Source organism: Amycolatopsis taiwanensis DSM 45107 (assembly GCF_000519205.1).
In the GTDB taxonomy this organism is placed as follows: domain Bacteria; phylum Actinomycetota; class Actinomycetes; order Mycobacteriales; family Pseudonocardiaceae; genus Amycolatopsis_E; species Amycolatopsis_E taiwanensis.
The window spans coordinates 25,767-38,945 of the sequence record NZ_JAFB01000005.1; the positions used below are offsets into that span (position 1 = coordinate 25,767).

General features: G+C 68.6%; 16 protein-coding genes and 1 pseudogene. 9 read left to right on the forward strand and 8 right to left on the reverse strand.

Annotated elements, in window-relative coordinates; genetic code table 11:
• Window positions 1-10: 10 nt before the first annotated feature.
• Together A3CU_RS55540 and A3CU_RS0104880 are read left to right on the forward strand one after the other, a co-directional pair.
• Window positions 11-244: pseudogene (locus A3CU_RS55540) on the forward strand (GNAT family N-acetyltransferase); the annotation flags it as partial.
• A gap of 83 nt (window positions 245-327) precedes the next feature.
• Window positions 328-1,194 (forward strand): NAD(P)-dependent oxidoreductase, encoded by an 867-nt coding sequence (locus A3CU_RS0104880; RefSeq protein WP_425388222.1) that lies wholly within the window; start codon window positions 328-330, stop codon window positions 1,192-1,194.
• Window positions 1,195-1,202: 8 nt separating this feature from the next.
• Here A3CU_RS0104880 and A3CU_RS0104885 read toward each other — a convergent pair whose 3' ends face one another.
• Together A3CU_RS0104885 and A3CU_RS0104890 are read right to left on the reverse strand one after the other, a co-directional pair.
• Window positions 1,203-3,191, reverse strand: a complete 1,989-nt coding sequence (locus tag A3CU_RS0104885) for an esterase/lipase family protein (RefSeq protein ID WP_027941322.1) — start codon at window positions 3,189-3,191, stop codon at window positions 1,203-1,205.
• On the reverse strand, window positions 3,188-3,619 hold the full coding sequence (locus tag A3CU_RS0104890) for a hypothetical protein (RefSeq protein WP_156960236.1): 432 nt from the start codon (window positions 3,617-3,619) through the stop codon (window positions 3,188-3,190). Before A3CU_RS0104890 ends, A3CU_RS0104885 begins: the two co-directional genes overlap by 4 nt.
• A 143-nt stretch (window positions 3,620-3,762) precedes the next feature.
• On the opposite strand from A3CU_RS0104890, the gene A3CU_RS43465 reads away from it, so the two are divergent.
• Complete coding sequence (locus tag A3CU_RS43465; RefSeq protein ID WP_043840643.1) at window positions 3,763-4,881, forward strand: helix-turn-helix domain-containing protein; 1,119 nt, start codon at window positions 3,763-3,765, stop codon at window positions 4,879-4,881.
• 85 nt (window positions 4,882-4,966) lie between these two features.
• On the opposite strand, the gene A3CU_RS0104900 is transcribed toward A3CU_RS43465, so the two are convergent.
• Window positions 4,967-5,434, reverse strand: a complete 468-nt coding sequence (locus A3CU_RS0104900; RefSeq protein ID WP_027941324.1) for a MarR family winged helix-turn-helix transcriptional regulator — start codon at window positions 5,432-5,434, stop codon at window positions 4,967-4,969.
• 81 nt (window positions 5,435-5,515) lie between these two features.
• On the opposite strand from A3CU_RS0104900, the gene A3CU_RS0104905 reads away from it, so the two are divergent.
• On the forward strand, window positions 5,516-6,157 hold the full coding sequence (locus A3CU_RS0104905; protein WP_027941325.1) for an FMN-dependent NADH-azoreductase: 642 nt from the start codon (window positions 5,516-5,518) through the stop codon (window positions 6,155-6,157).
• Between the two features lie 146 nt (window positions 6,158-6,303).
• On the opposite strand, the gene A3CU_RS0104910 is transcribed toward A3CU_RS0104905, so the two are convergent.
• On the reverse strand, window positions 6,304-6,966 hold the full coding sequence (locus A3CU_RS0104910) for a TetR/AcrR family transcriptional regulator C-terminal domain-containing protein (RefSeq protein WP_027941326.1): 663 nt from the start codon (window positions 6,964-6,966) through the stop codon (window positions 6,304-6,306).
• 43 nt (window positions 6,967-7,009) lie between these two features.
• Here A3CU_RS0104910 and A3CU_RS0104915 point away from each other — a divergent pair, with 43 nt between their 5' ends.
• From A3CU_RS0104915 to A3CU_RS0104925, 3 genes are read left to right on the forward strand one after another with little or no spacing between them, the layout of a single operon-like run.
• Window positions 7,010-8,443, forward strand: a complete 1,434-nt coding sequence (locus A3CU_RS0104915; protein WP_043840644.1) for a glycoside hydrolase family protein — start codon at window positions 7,010-7,012, stop codon at window positions 8,441-8,443.
• 48 nt (window positions 8,444-8,491) lie between these two features.
• Window positions 8,492-8,812 carry a hypothetical protein gene (locus A3CU_RS0104920; RefSeq protein WP_027941328.1) on the forward strand — a complete coding sequence of 107 codons (321 nt, stop codon included), beginning with the start codon at window positions 8,492-8,494 and terminating at the stop codon, window positions 8,810-8,812.
• A 44-nt stretch (window positions 8,813-8,856) separates the two neighbouring features.
• Window positions 8,857-9,243, forward strand: coding sequence for a VOC family protein (locus A3CU_RS0104925; RefSeq protein WP_027941329.1), 387 nt, complete (start codon window positions 8,857-8,859; stop codon window positions 9,241-9,243).
• Window positions 9,244-9,292: 49 nt separating this feature from the next.
• On the opposite strand, the gene A3CU_RS0104930 is transcribed toward A3CU_RS0104925, so the two are convergent.
• Together A3CU_RS0104930 and A3CU_RS0104935 are read right to left on the reverse strand one after the other, a co-directional pair.
• Window positions 9,293-9,991, reverse strand: coding sequence for a TOPRIM nucleotidyl transferase/hydrolase domain-containing protein (locus A3CU_RS0104930; RefSeq protein ID WP_211246350.1), 699 nt, complete (start codon window positions 9,989-9,991; stop codon window positions 9,293-9,295).
• Window positions 9,992-10,063: 72 nt separating this feature from the next.
• Window positions 10,064-10,654, reverse strand: coding sequence for a TIGR03086 family metal-binding protein (locus A3CU_RS0104935; RefSeq protein ID WP_027941331.1), 591 nt, complete (start codon window positions 10,652-10,654; stop codon window positions 10,064-10,066).
• Between the two features lie 62 nt (window positions 10,655-10,716).
• Here A3CU_RS0104935 and A3CU_RS0104940 point away from each other — a divergent pair, with 62 nt between their 5' ends.
• Together A3CU_RS0104940 and A3CU_RS0104945 are read left to right on the forward strand one after the other, a co-directional pair.
• On the forward strand, window positions 10,717-11,460 hold the full coding sequence (locus tag A3CU_RS0104940) for a helix-turn-helix domain-containing protein (RefSeq protein ID WP_027941332.1): 744 nt from the start codon (window positions 10,717-10,719) through the stop codon (window positions 11,458-11,460).
• A 146-nt stretch (window positions 11,461-11,606) separates the two neighbouring features.
• On the forward strand, window positions 11,607-12,278 hold the full coding sequence (locus A3CU_RS0104945) for a VC0807 family protein (protein ID WP_043840645.1): 672 nt from the start codon (window positions 11,607-11,609) through the stop codon (window positions 12,276-12,278).
• Window positions 12,279-12,377: 99 nt separating this feature from the next.
• On the opposite strand, the gene A3CU_RS0104950 is transcribed toward A3CU_RS0104945, so the two are convergent.
• Together A3CU_RS0104950 and A3CU_RS0104955 are read right to left on the reverse strand one after the other, a co-directional pair.
• Complete coding sequence (locus tag A3CU_RS0104950) at window positions 12,378-12,704, reverse strand: transcriptional regulator (RefSeq protein ID WP_027941334.1); 327 nt, start codon at window positions 12,702-12,704, stop codon at window positions 12,378-12,380.
• Window positions 12,701-13,171, reverse strand: coding sequence for a hypothetical protein (locus A3CU_RS0104955; protein ID WP_156960237.1), 471 nt, complete (start codon window positions 13,169-13,171; stop codon window positions 12,701-12,703). Before A3CU_RS0104955 ends, A3CU_RS0104950 begins: the two co-directional genes overlap by 4 nt.
• Window positions 13,172-13,179: the final 8 nt, after the last annotated feature.

Consider the following 13,179-nt stretch of genomic DNA (forward strand, 5'->3'; position numbering starts at 1 on the left):
CGGTCCCGCCGCCCGTGGCCGTGGGGTCGGGGACCGGTTGGTCGAGGAGATCGTGCGCTGGGCACGGCGATCCGGAGCCGCGACGCTCCGGTTGTCGGTGATGGACAGCAACCGCGCGGCCCGCGCGTTGTACGAGCGCCACGGTTTCCAGGGCAGCGAAGAGCCGGACGCACGACGTCAACTGGTCCTGGTGAAGGCTCTTCGTCGGCCGGGCGAGCCCGGCCGAAGCAGACAGTCTACATAGGACGTTCAACTTACCTCGGTGTAAGTGCCCCACTTCAAAGTGCGTACTTGTTCGTTCCCGCGCCTCGGGCAAGTCTGATGGCCATGAACAACACCGCTGAACCCGTCACCTTGCTCGGGCTCGGTGCCATGGGCACCGCCCTTGCCCGCGCGTGGCTTGCCGCCGGGCACCCGCTCACCGTATGGAACCGCACCGCCTCCCGCGCCGAGTCGCTCGCCGCCGAAGGCGCGACGGTCGCCGCCACCGCCGCGGAGGCGATCGCCGCCAAGGGCCTCACGGTGATATGCCTGCTCGACGACGCCAGCGTCCGCGACGCGTTGAGCGAGGCCGATCTCCAGGGCAAAGACCTGGTCAACCTCACCACGAGCAGCCCCGCGCAGGCCCGTGCCCTCGCCGAGTGGGCTCAGGCGCGGGGCGCTCGGTTCCTGGATGGCGGGATCATGGCCGTCCCGCCGATGATCGGCACGCCACACGGCTACGTCTTCTACAGCGGCTCGCGCGAACTGTTCGACACCCACCGGGCTGCCCTGGCCGTCCCCGCCGACACCGTCTACGTGGGCGAAGACCCCGGTTTCGCCGCCCTCCACGACGTGGCCTTGCTCAGTGCGATGTATGGCATGTTCGCCGGGGTGGCGCACGCCTTCGCGCTGATCCGCAAGGAGGACATCCGACCCACGGACCTCGCCGGCCGGCTCGTCGACTGGCTCACCGCCATGACCTCCTCCGTGCACCAGACCGCCGCGCAACTCGACAGCGGCGACTACACCGAGGGCGTCGCGTCCAACCTGGCCATGCAGGTCGCGGGGAGCCAGACCCTGCTCCGCACGGCCGAGGAGCAGGGGATCAGTCCGGAGCTGATCACCCCGTATCTCGACCTGATGGAGCGCCGTCTCGCCGGTGGCCACGGCAACGAGGACACCACCGGCGTGATCGACCTGCTCGCCCGCTGACCGCGACGTTAGCGTCGCGGTCCCCAGGCGAACGCGGTGACGTTCTTGGCGATCTCGAACGAGGCGGTGCGCCGGCTCAGCATGAGCGTGCCGGGCCGGCGCTCGCCCACCAGGGTCGCCGCCCAGCCGTTGTCGGTGTAGGCCCTGGCCAGCGCGGAGTCGGGTACCGCGGTCCAGGCGCGCCCGGCCTCCTCCCGAAACACCCGGACGCCGGAGGGCGCCGGTGGCGTGTCACACGCCTCGCTTGCGGCGAAGGACCCGTACGCGGTGCCGGACGAGTCGAACCAGGCGGAGATCGCCTGAACTTCGCGGCCACCGTCGGGCAGCACGGATTCCGCACTGTCACCGTCGTCCAGGTCGACCACCGCGGCCGAAGTCGACTCCGCACAGGCCCCGAGATGCGTGAAGGCGAGATAGGCGAGCCGCCGGCCATCCGGGCTGACCGCCAGGCCCGTCGGCGGGCCGCTGCCCTCGGCGGCAGCGAGGTAGTGCGCCTCGCCCTTGCTGTCGACTCGGTATAACGCGTCGACGCCGCCAAAGTTTCCCCCACCCAGCGCGGTGTAGGTGATGATCAATCCCTCGGGATCACCGGTGCCGCCGAGCAGGCCGACCCCGCAGGGGCCGGTGCACTGCTCGAAATCGATCGGCGGCAACCCCGTGATCCGGAACGGCACGGCCGCCCCACCGTCGTCCGGATAGGCGAGCAGGTCCATCGAGAAGTCCCCACCTCCGCTCCCCGCGGACAGCAAGGTCTCCCCGTGAAACGCGATGGGCTGGCACCACCCACAGTCCCAGGACCGGACCACGCGATCCTCGGTGTCGGCGAGGAACAGTCGCTGCCGGCCGTCCGGACGCTCGGTGACCCACGCCAGCCGCCGCCCACTGCCGGACCAGGCCAGCTGCACGGCCTGCGCGCCTGGCGGAATCGTCGCGATCTGATATTCGCCGCTGGGATGGCGCACCCGCACCTCGCCGGTGGTGGCCCAGGCCAGCGAGGGCCCGTCGACGATCCGGCGTACCCGCTCGACCACCTTGTCGATGATCGCGGGATGTTGCTGCAACTCGGTATGCGCGCACGGGCTGTTCAACGCGTCCAGGACGTTCTCCTCGCACCGCACCACGAACGGCGAGCCTGCGGTGCTGTGCGCGGTCGCCGAGTCCAGGGTGACCGCAATGTCACCCACCTCCCACGGGGCCGGCACCGCGTCACCGAGCGGCCCCCGCACCCAGATGTCGCCGGCGATCGCGAACACCGGCAGTTTCTCCGGCCACGGTGGAAGTGCCGTGATCGCGTCGGAGTCGAACTCCAGGGCTTCCGCCTGTGCACTCTCGGGCACACTGATGAGGCTGCACCTGCTGCCGTCGCCTCCGGTATCCCCCGCGCAGATGCCGAGTATCGCGTACAGACCGACCAGGACCACGGCGGAGGCCGGACCGGCCCGCAAGACAAACAGCAGCCCGGGCGAGATGGCGTGGCGCACCATGGACAGCAGGCGCGAACCCCGGAACGGCGTGCCCAGGGTGATCACTTCGGCGACCCGGTCCCCCACCTTGCCACCGCGCGGATCGTCCTCGGACACCGCCAACTGCGTGGCGAGGCCGCCCATGGAGTGCGCGACGACCACCACCCTGGCCCCGGAGGCGCGGGAAAGACAGCTGATCGCCTCGGCCAGCGCGGGACCGATGCGCTGGTCGGTCACCCAGGCCGGCTGGGCCTTGCGGTAGTCGAAGGTCCAGACCGAGGTCTCCCCGACCTTGGCCGCGATCTGGTGGGTGATCGGATTCCGCTCGGGCACGTTCCAGGTCGTCGCGTCGCTGTTGATGCCGTGCACGAACAGCACCGGGGTGCTCTCGCCGAGCGCGCCGCCGGCCACCCTCCGGACCGTCTCGGAGGCACAAGGTTCGGCGGCCGGCGCCTCCGGCGCGGTCCACGGCTGGACAACCAGCGCCGCGGTCAGGGCGAGGACGGTGAGAAGCCGGACGAGTACCCCGGTCACGACGTCACCTGCATGAAGACCACGCGCCAGGAGCCGTCCCGCTCGGCGAAGCCGACGAAGACCTTCCGCGCGGGCTTGCCCGGCACCCTCAGTTCCCCGGTCGCGTTGGCGTACCCGTTCCGCTCGTGCCAGCCGCCATCGTCCAAACGCAACACGGTCCCGACGGGAAACAGCCGTCCAGGCGGAAACACCGCGTCCGACTCGGGGAGCAGTGCCGACCGCTGGGCCCGCTCGTCGTCGGTGGTCAGCGTGTCGGCGGCCCGTGCCGCCGCAGCCGGAACCGGCCCGCCCGGTTCGTAGGCCAGTGCCGGTGCTCGCTTCTCGTGCGGCTCCGGTCGTTCCGCCGAGGGCAACCACAACACCACCGCCACCCCGACGGCGACCGCGGCCAGTGCCACCGCGGCGCGGACCAACCATTTCCGTGACAACTCCAACTCCATCCAGCCGATCAATCGACGCCAACTCGAAGGATGAGGGCGTGTTGCCAGGATCGGGCGAGATGTGAACACTGATCCAGACAGTTGCGGAATCGCGGATTATTCGCTGAACACAGGATGATCAGGAAAAACGCATGGTGAGACCGCGGGCCGGACGAACGCCGAGCCCGATCCCCGACCCCGACAGCCCGCTGGGTCGTCTCGCCGGCTACCTACGCGGGTTGCGGGAACAAGCCGGCGACCCCTCGTTCGAGGCGCTCTCCTACGAGACGAAGAGGACCGGGCGGGGATACTCCCAGAGCAGCCTGCGCTCCGCCGCCACCGGGAAGGTGTTGCCCACCCTTGATGTCGCGGAAGCCTTCGTGCGGGCCTGCGTCGACTACGCCCAGACCAACCCCGAATTGGCCCACTCCGCTACCCGTGACTGGGTGGCCAAGGAACTGGTGGGTGAGGTCGTGCGCTACTACCAGAACGCGGCCCACCACTCCGCCCTCCCCGGGCAACCCGCCCAGGCCTCCGGTACGTCCGCCCCAAAGTCGTCGACGTCTGCCGCGGCCTCGAACGACCCTACCTCTGCCGACGAGGAGCCCGGGCCCGCCACACCGGGGTCCGTCTCCCCGCTTCCCGAGCCGGAACGAAGCGGGGCGAAGGCACTCCGTCGACGTCGCCGACTGGCCCTGACCGCCATCGCGGCGGCCCTTGTGGCGGTGACCGTGCTCGCCGCGAGCAACCTTGTCGATCATGCAGACCAGGCCGGCGCCAGTCCCGGCTCATCCGCCACGCCACCGGGGCCAGAACCAGCCGCTGAAAACACCCGCCGTGCTCCGGAACCCGCCCGCACCCCCACCGACGGGGGCACCGTCCTCGCCGGGAGATCGCAATGCCGCGGGGCGAGTCCCAAAGGCCCCGCCACGATCAACCCCTGCATCTCGGTCACCGGCGACGCCCTCCACTATCTCGTCCGGGTCACCGCCCAGGAGCCCATCAGCGACCTGGCCATCCACGTCTGGCTCATCGACGTCACCACCGGCCAGCGCCTGACCAACACGTTGCGGTACTGCCAGGCCACCCTCATCGCCGTCGACCAGACTGCCGAGTGTGGCCCCGCCACCACCCGACCCGAACCCGGCCACCACTATGTCGCCGCGGCCGACATCACCGTCGGCCACGTGGAGCAACCTCCGCTGTGGAAAAACCCCGGCGCCACCGGACTCTCCACAGCCGGCGTCCTCTGGCCACCGCCAACCCGCTGAACTTTCGGTTGGGGCAGGCGAGTTCCGGGTTCCGGCGGCTGAGTTCCCGGTTCAGTAAGCGGTTGTTCTGGTGTGATCGGTACGGTCAGTCCTCGACGGGCTCGACGCAGATCACCTCGGCTCCCGCGGCCGCTCGCTGGAGCAACTCGTAGAGGGTCTCGCGCTGCTCGCGGTCGAGAGCGCAGAGCACTTCGTCCTCCACCGCCTCGAGCGCGATCTCGGCCTTGGCGAGTTGCTTCGCGCCGGCGTCGGTGAGGACGACGACATGCCGGCGACGATCCTCCGGCGAGCGCCGCCGCTCGATCAGGTTCATCGCTTCCAGGTCGTTGAGCAGCCCGACAATGTTCGTCCCGTCCATCTCCAGCATCGACGCGAGTCCCTGCTGAGTGCTGCCACCGCGGTCCCGGAGCAGGGTCAGCGCGACGAGGTGGCGTGGCCGCAGTCCCATCGGGGCCAGCACCGACTCGGCGCGAAGCCGCACTCGGCGTGCCAAATGGTCCAGCAGCGGCCCAGAGCGGCACGACGTCTGGTTGGGGACCGGCGAGGTGGCCATGACACGAGTCTAGTTCGACCCAGCTATAGACGTGGCATAGATAGCTTGTCTTACACCAATCATCTATGCCATGCTGATCGTATGACGCACTTGTTGCACATCGACTCGAGCATCAACGGTGGCCACTCGGTCAGCCGGGAACTCACCGCCCGTACGGTCCGGAACTGGCGCGCCGCACACCCCGACGGCACCATCACCTATCGCGACCTGGGCAGCGCTCCGCTCCCGCACCTGGACTCCGCCGGTGGTCTGGCTCGGCTGGTGCCGGCCGAGCAACACACTCCGGAGCAGGCCGAGTCATGGGCGCTGAGCCGGCAGATCGTCAACGAGGTCAAGCAGGCCGACACGATCGTGCTTGGCCTGCCGCTGTACAACTACGGCGCGCCGAGCAGCGTCAAGGCGTGGGTGGACCACCTCATCGCGCCCGGGCTGACGATCGACCCCGAAACGCGGGCGGGCCGGCTCGGCGGCCGGGAGTTCATCGTCATCGCGACGCGCGGCGGAGGCTACGGCGCCGGCACGCCCCGCGAAGGCTGGGACCACGCGCAAACCTGGCTGTCGCACGGAGTTTCGCCGACCGGCCTCGAGCCCCGCTTCGTCACCGCGGAACTCACGCTGGCGGAAACCAATCCCGCCATGGCCGAACTGATCCCACTGGCCAAGGAAAGGCTCGCCGCCGCCGAACGCGAAATCGACGAACTCTGGGCGCCCGCGCTGCGCTGACCGCTCCCACGCGGGACACAGCCGACCGAGGCTGTGTCCCGCTTTCGATATCTCCAAGCCGGAACTCGGCTTTCGGTGTCTCCAAGCCGGAACTCGGATGCCTGGAGCGGGGACACGCGGGCTTGAGCCGGGGACACGCCGGGACGTTAGGCCGGTAGCTGGGTGGCGATGCCGTCAAGGAGGAAGCCCAGGACCAGCTCGAACTGCTCGTCCGGGGACGGGCCGCTCGGCGCGGACAACCACTGAGCCAGGTTGGGGCAGGTGCCGGTGGCCCGTTCTCGCATCTCGGCCATGACCCCGTAATGCGCGGTGAGGTCTTCCGCGGTGGCGAAGCGGGCCTCGGTCGCCTCCTGGAGGCCGGTGCCATAAACGTGCCGGTCGAGCATCGCGGCGTGGGTCATCGCCTCCGCCAAGGTCGCGCCATGCTCGGTCAGGACCGTCAGCATGAACTCCAGCCTCCGCATCTGGTGCGGGCCCGCCGGCGGTCGCGTGTGGATCAACTCGGCATACCAGGGATGCCGCTTGATCATCGCTCGGGTCTCCCAGGCCAGGGTGTGCAGGGCGACGCGCCAACCGCCCTCGGCGAGCGGGATTTCGGCGGTCGCGGCGTCGAGCATCAGGTCGATCAGGCCGTCCTTGTGCCCCACGTGCCGGTACAACGCCATCGCCGTGCAGTCCAGGCGGTTCGCGACCGCCTTCATCGTGACCGCCGCCGCGCCCGAGTCGTCCGCGACCGCGATGGCGGCCTCGACGATCCGGCCGCGGTCGAGACCAGGCTGGCGGGGTGCGGGTTCCGTCCAGATCGACACGACCTGGAGTATATGACATATACCTGTGGTATAGGTAGTAAACATGCGGATGGGAATCGTTCGGGGGATCAGTTACGGGCTCTTCAAGGAGCCGGACGAGTTCGTGCCACAAGCCCGCGCGCTCGGCGCCGGACTGGTGCGCGCCTACATCTACTGGGGGCAGGTCGAACCGAGCCCCGGCGAGTACGACTTCCACGTCGTCGACACGCTGCTCACGCAACTCGACGACAACATCGAGGCATGGCTGACGGTCTGCTCCAGCTCACCGTGGGCCACTCGCCAGGCCAGCGACTTCCTACCCCCATCGCCCGCGAAGGACGTCGACCAGTACCGCGAGTTCGTTCGCCGGCTCGTCGAGCACTGCGCAGGCCGAATCACGTACTGGCAATGCGAAAACGAGCCCAGCAACACCGGCCTGCTGTGGGCCGGCACCGCCGAGGAGTACGTCGCCCAGCTCACGGCGTTCCACGCCGCGGTCAAGTCGGCGGACCCGAACGCGACGGTCGTTCTCGGTGGCTGCGGCTACGACGTGCTCGACAGTCCGCCGGGCAGCGAACCGCGACGCTTCTTCGCGCACCTGACCGACGCTGGCCGCGACGCGTTCGACGTGTTCGACGTCCACCTCTACGGCGACCCGGCGAACATACCGTCCTATGTGGACGACGCGCGGGCGATGATGCGTGAGTACGGGTACGGCAAACCTGTCGTGGCAGGCGAATACGCCGGGCCGGTGCTGTTCGAGTTCCCCGAGGTGGAGCCGATCCTGCAGCAGACGATGGCCGGCGCTTTCGCGGAACCGGTGAGCCAAAGCGTCGACGAGCTCGTCGAGCGCGTCGGGCAGGACACCCCGGAACGCCGGGCCATGGTCACCCTCTACGACCGTGCCGAGGAACTGCCGGACCGCCTGCGCATGTTCCTGGAGGGCTGCCCGGCCGAACTCGCGGCGAAGCGCGACCGGATCAACTGCCGGCAGCTCGTGACCCGCCTTCTGCTCACCTTTTCGACCGGAATCCGCCTCGCCTCGTACTGGAACCTCGCGCCCGAGGTGCCCGGCGAGATGGAGCCGTACCAAATGATGCACCTGCTGTTCGGCAAGCTCGTCCTGCTCGGCTACGACGGCACAAAGCTCACTCGCCGTACTCCCGCCGCCGACACTTTCACACTTCTCGCGGAAAAACTCGCCGGCGCGACTTCCGTTACCAGGAGCGAAGATGGGTACGTCTTCACCGTCGATCGGGAAGACCGGCCACGACTGCTCGTGCTGTGGGACCACCGCGACACCTTCGACGGCGAGGACCAGCCGCCGGTGCCGGTCAGCCTGCCTTGGACCGCACCCGACGCCTCCGCCGTGGACGCATTCGGTACCCCGCACAAGGTCGAGGTCCGTGGCGGGCAACTGCACACAATGCTGACCGACACCCCCGTTTTCGTTGAAGCTGTGTCCCCGGTTCCAGCAGCCGAGTTCCCGATTCAGTGAGCTGAAATCCTGGTGCGATCGGCTACCTGGTTTGGTTACGCTTTCCGGATGCCGAATCGAATCATGTACGTGCAGTTGAAATCCGGGTACGACATTGATCAGGGACCCTCCTGGATTGGCTGGGTCCGCTTCTCGAAGACCTGGCAGACCGCCTACTTTCACGGTCGCACGCTGCGTCGCTGGCGTGGGATGTCTGACGCCAACTTCTTCGACGTCGAAACGCATGAGGAGTTCTGGCTCTCCGGCCCCAAACGAGACCGGAGCGACGGTCGCTACAGCAGTCAACAACCCAGGGTCGACGAAGACGCGCGCGAAGCCTACGAGGCGTTCCTACGCGGTGAAACACTGCCGGGGCGGGAGCGCGGATAACTACCTCCACCGAAACTGTCGTACCCCGGCCATAGGCTGCGTACATGTTTGATCATCTCGGCATTCAGGTGAGCGACGTCGAGGCGTCGCTCAAGGTCTACCTCCGTGTCTTCGCTGCGCTCGGAATGCGCGAAGCGGTGCGCTTCCCCGTCGGCGACGGGTTCGTGGTCGGCCTCGCGGCCGGGCAGGGTGGGCCGCAGTTCTGGCTCAGTCAGTCGACGGGCGCGGAGACGCGGGAGCTACACGTGGCCTTCCAGGCCGAAAGCCGCGCGGTCGTCGACGCGGTCCACGAAGCCGCGGTGGCCGCGGGCGTGGAAGTGCTGCATGCGCCCCGCGAATGGCCGGAGTACCACCCCGGCTACTACGGGGTGTTCCTTCGCGATCTCGACGGCCACAACGTGGAGGCGGTATATCACGGCTCCCCGGCCTAGAGCGGCGGCCACCACTTGCCACCCGGCCAGAGCGTGACCGGGTCAAGGGTCAGACGGCGGTGAGCAGGGCGGCGAGCGGCCGCGGTATCCGGTCCAGGTCGATCGCCTCGGTCAGCAGGCGGGCGTAGCGAAGTTTGCGCTGCCCGCCTGCGCCAAGAAAGCGCCGCAACTGCGCCGCCTCGTCCTTTCCCCGCCAGGCGGGCTGCCGCTGGATGGTGCGGAACGCGCCGAGGTCCCCGTGCGCGGCGAAGACCTCCATCACCTCCGCGGGTCCGGCGGCGCGGATGAGTTCGTCCTCCAGGTCCTCGACGCAGACGAAGAAGCCCAGCCGCTCCAGGTCGGCCCGTGAGCCGGGCGCCCCGAGGCCCGCCGCAGCCAGGCCTCGCTGGACGACGTGCGCCTCACCCGCGTCGCAGAGCCCGGCGAGCCGCGCGCCGGTCCCCTCGGGGCCGAACCGCCGCAGATACCGGGCGACGCCGTGGGCGCCACCGACAGGCAGGACCACGATGCCCTCGGCCGCCAGGTCCCGGCCGCGCCGTCCGGCGAGCGTCTCGACGGCGATCTGATCGCTGATCCCCTCGACGAGCACGACGGCGCCGGCCGCGTCCGCCCGCGCCAACGCCACGGCCGTCGCCTCGGTCGCGGCCGCCGGCCCGCTCAGGTAACCGGCGAGGAGGTCCTCACCGTCGTCCGCCCGCATGGCTCCACTGTTGACCATGACCCCCGGCCGGCGCCACTCGGTTGGCACGGCCGGTTGGTGCTCGCGGTAGGCAGCGGGCCGGGTCTGAGATCAGCGGCCGGGACCGCGGGCCATGACACCTCACGCGGGGTGGGGCGCCCAGGCGGGGTCACGGCCGGTGAGCGCGAGCAATCGGTCCAGGGCGGGCGAGGACGGTGGCACGGCGACCTCCGGCGCGAACATGCCCATTTCCCTGCCTTGCTCGGCGGTCTTGGCGAGCTCCTCAAGCGCGTACTCGAGGAGGTCCTCGTCGACCTTCAGGTGCTGACCGGTCGCCCGCGCGAGATCCCAGCCGTGCACGACCCACTCGCCCACGATCATGCCGCCGACCAGCGAGGCCGGCAGCTCCGTCGGGCCACCCATGTGCGTGACGCCCTCCCATGCGTCCGGCTCACTCCAAGCGGTGGCGGTGCGCTCGACGCCGGCTTCAAGGGCGGCGGCCCAATCACCCGTGGTCAGATCCAACTCCGACTCGGCCTGAGCCGGCGGGTGCACGGTTTCCTTGCGTGCGGCGCCTTCCAGCGAGGGGACCCAGTACAGCAGGTGGTTCACCAATTTGCGCACGTCGTATTCGGTGCAGGGGGTTTGCGCGCCGAGCTGCTCCGGCTTGATGTTGCGGATGATCTCCCTCAGGGAGGTGGCAGCGCGGGCCAGCAATTTCGCGTTGGACATGGGCCCAAGCCAACCGCACCGGGAGCGGAGTGTCTTGCACAAACGCGACATAGACTCCCGTCGTGGCCAGGGACACCCGCGAGCTCGGAGGAGCGTGGAGAAGGTTTCAACGCCATGAGTTCCCCACTCCCTCGCCGGACCTGGCCCGCTACGTCGAGCGCTACTGGGTGGTCTCCTGGCACTACCGCGAGCCCTACCGGCAACTGGTCGTGCCCTACCCCTACGTGCACCTCACCTTCCGCGACGGCCAAGCGACGGTGCAGGGGGTGTCGAGCGGCTACGGAATCAAGGTGCTCGAAGGCAGCAGCGGCGTGTTCGGGGTGGCCTTCCGGCCCGGCTGTTTTCGTCCGTTCCTGGGCCGGTCCGTCTCGACGATCACCGATCGGTCCTTCGACGCGGCCGAGGTGTTCGGCCCGGACCTACCCGATCCGCTCGAAGTGCCCGCGGTCGAACAGTTCCTCCGGGCACACCTTCCCGAGCCGGACCCTCGCACCGACGAAGTGGCGGACATCGTCATGAAGATCGCGGCGAAGCCGGAGATCACCAGGGTCGACGAGTTGGCGAGCACACTCGACACCAGCGTTCGACAGTTGCAGCGCCTGTTCGCCGACTACGTCGGCATCGGGCCGAAGTGGGTGATCCGCCGCTACCGGCTCCGCGAGGTGACCGAGAGGTTGGCCCAGGGCGTGGAGATCGACTGGGCATCCCTCGCCGCGGAACTCGGCTATGCCGACCAGGCCCACTTCGTCCGGGACTTCACGAAGATGTTCGGTGAGCCACCAACCCAGTACGCCGAGCGGTACTAAAGGGAGCCGGCGGCTCCCGGAGACAGCGGCACCGGCCTGACAGATGTCATGTCGTACTCCGGATGTTCGGCCCCCTTCTCCGCGGTGATCCGGGGCGAAGCTGTTCTCAGCCAAGGAAACAGAGAACAGCCGAAGGGAAGCCGATCATGACCGTCGACCCCGCACTCCAGAACGCCGCCGGAAGTCAACTGCGTAAGGGCCTGGTGCCGCTGGTGGTCGACGTGGTCCTGCCGGTCGGCTCCTACTACCTGCTCAGCAAGGCCTTCGGCCTCAGCGAGCTGGTCTCGCTGGCCTTGAGCAGCGCCATTCCGGCCGCCCGCACGATCTGGGGGATCGTGGCCCAGCGCCAGCTCAACCCGCTGGCCGCGCTGATGCTGGTGGTCAACGTGGCCGCGTTGCTGCTCAGCCTCCTCAGCGGTGACCCACGGCTGATGCTGGCCAAGGACAGCGGGGTGAGCAGCGTGATCGGGATCTCGATCCTGGTGTCGGCCTTCCTGGGCCGCCCCATCATGAGCACGGTGATCCGGCCGATGTTCGGCCGGGGCCAGGCGGCTCGCCTGGCGGTGTGGGATCGGCTGTCCGCGGACTCGGCGGACTTCCGCCGTGCGGAGCGCACCTACTCGATCGTCTGGGGAAGCGTGCTGCTGGTCGAATGCGTGGCGCGGGTCGTCGGCGCCTACACCCTGCCCATCGACACCATGGTCTGGCTCGGCAACGTCATTCTGCTGGTGGCGCTCGTGCTCGCGTTCCGCCTCGGTCACCTCGTCGCGATGCGGCCCATGAAGACCCTGCTCATCGCCGAGCTGGCCACCAACTGACCCCAGGATCGCCCCCCAGGCGAGTCGACGTCTTCATGAGTGACCCGTTACTGCCGAAAATCGGCACGCACGGGTCACTCATCCACGAGGTCGGTGTACTCATTTTTCCGGCTGGCCGGATTCATCTTGCTGGTCAACGATTTCGCGCAGGGCCGCCACGTGTGCGCGGTAGGCGGCGCGGCCGGCCTTGGTCAGGTGCAGCCAGACACGTTGCCGGGTGTTGCGAACCGCTTTGCTCTGTTCCACGTAGCCGGCGTCCATCAGCACGCTCACATGCTTGCTGAGCACCGAAGCGCTCACCTTGAGCCGGTCCTGGACCAGGCCGAACTCGGCATACTCCACAACGTCGAGCAAGGCACAGATCCGGAGCCGGTTCGGGGCGTGGATGATCGTGTCGAAACCATCGCCGTCGTCGTGCTCGGTCATGTCGTCTTCCGTGCGTGCTGCCGGATCACCGCACCGAAAATCAAGATCAGGACACCGACCGCACCGGAACCCACGAAATAGACCCAATCCTGATGATAGCCGGCGACCAGGACGGCAGCGCCGATCATCACACCGAGAACACCGATGATCGGCCACACCACCAGACGCTTCGGCACCGCACCCAGGCGCGGGATGACGCCGGCTTTCCGCACGAACGTCCCGACCGTGATCCCCAGCAGCGCGGCCCACACCACGATCCCGACCAGGAGCAGCGTGATGCCCAGCGGGGTCGGCGGCGCGTAGTTGACCACCGGCGCGACGGCCACCATGACCGCCATCACGATGAAGTACCACCACGGCGCCGTGATGCCGGCGAGTGCGGACTGGGTTTGTTCGGCCGCACGCAGAGCGGCCCTGGCTTCTTCCATCGTGGGCCGGCCGCTCGACCCCGGCTCGTGTGTTTCCATGTTGGAAA

What these genes read in the sequence shown, in the direction of transcription:
- A3CU_RS0104945 (WP_043840645.1), top strand. Translation starts at nt 11,607, where the DNA reads ATGACCGTCGACCCCGCACTCCAGAACGCCGCCGGAAGTCAACTGCGT.
- A3CU_RS0104950 (WP_027941334.1), bottom strand. Translation starts at nt 12,704, where the DNA reads ATGACCGAGCACGACGACGGCGATGGTTTCGACACGATCATCCACGCC.
- A3CU_RS0104915 (WP_043840644.1), top strand. Translation starts at nt 7,010, where the DNA reads ATGCGGATGGGAATCGTTCGGGGGATCAGTTACGGGCTCTTCAAGGAG.
- A3CU_RS0104925 (WP_027941329.1), top strand. Translation starts at nt 8,857, where the DNA reads ATGTTTGATCATCTCGGCATTCAGGTGAGCGACGTCGAGGCGTCGCTC.
- A3CU_RS0104935 (WP_027941331.1), bottom strand. Translation starts at nt 10,654, where the DNA reads ATGTCCAACGCGAAATTGCTGGCCCGCGCTGCCACCTCCCTGAGGGAG.
- A3CU_RS0104900 (WP_027941324.1), bottom strand. Translation starts at nt 5,434, where the DNA reads ATGGCCACCTCGCCGGTCCCCAACCAGACGTCGTGCCGCTCTGGGCCG.
- A3CU_RS0104880 (WP_425388222.1), top strand. Translation starts at nt 328, where the DNA reads ATGAACAACACCGCTGAACCCGTCACCTTGCTCGGGCTCGGTGCCATG.
- A3CU_RS43465 (WP_043840643.1), top strand. Translation starts at nt 3,763, where the DNA reads ATGGTGAGACCGCGGGCCGGACGAACGCCGAGCCCGATCCCCGACCCC.
- A3CU_RS0104905 (WP_027941325.1), top strand. Translation starts at nt 5,516, where the DNA reads ATGACGCACTTGTTGCACATCGACTCGAGCATCAACGGTGGCCACTCG.
- A3CU_RS0104920 (WP_027941328.1), top strand. Translation starts at nt 8,492, where the DNA reads ATGCCGAATCGAATCATGTACGTGCAGTTGAAATCCGGGTACGACATT.
- A3CU_RS0104955 (WP_156960237.1), bottom strand. Translation starts at nt 13,171, where the DNA reads ATGGAAACACACGAGCCGGGGTCGAGCGGCCGGCCCACGATGGAAGAA.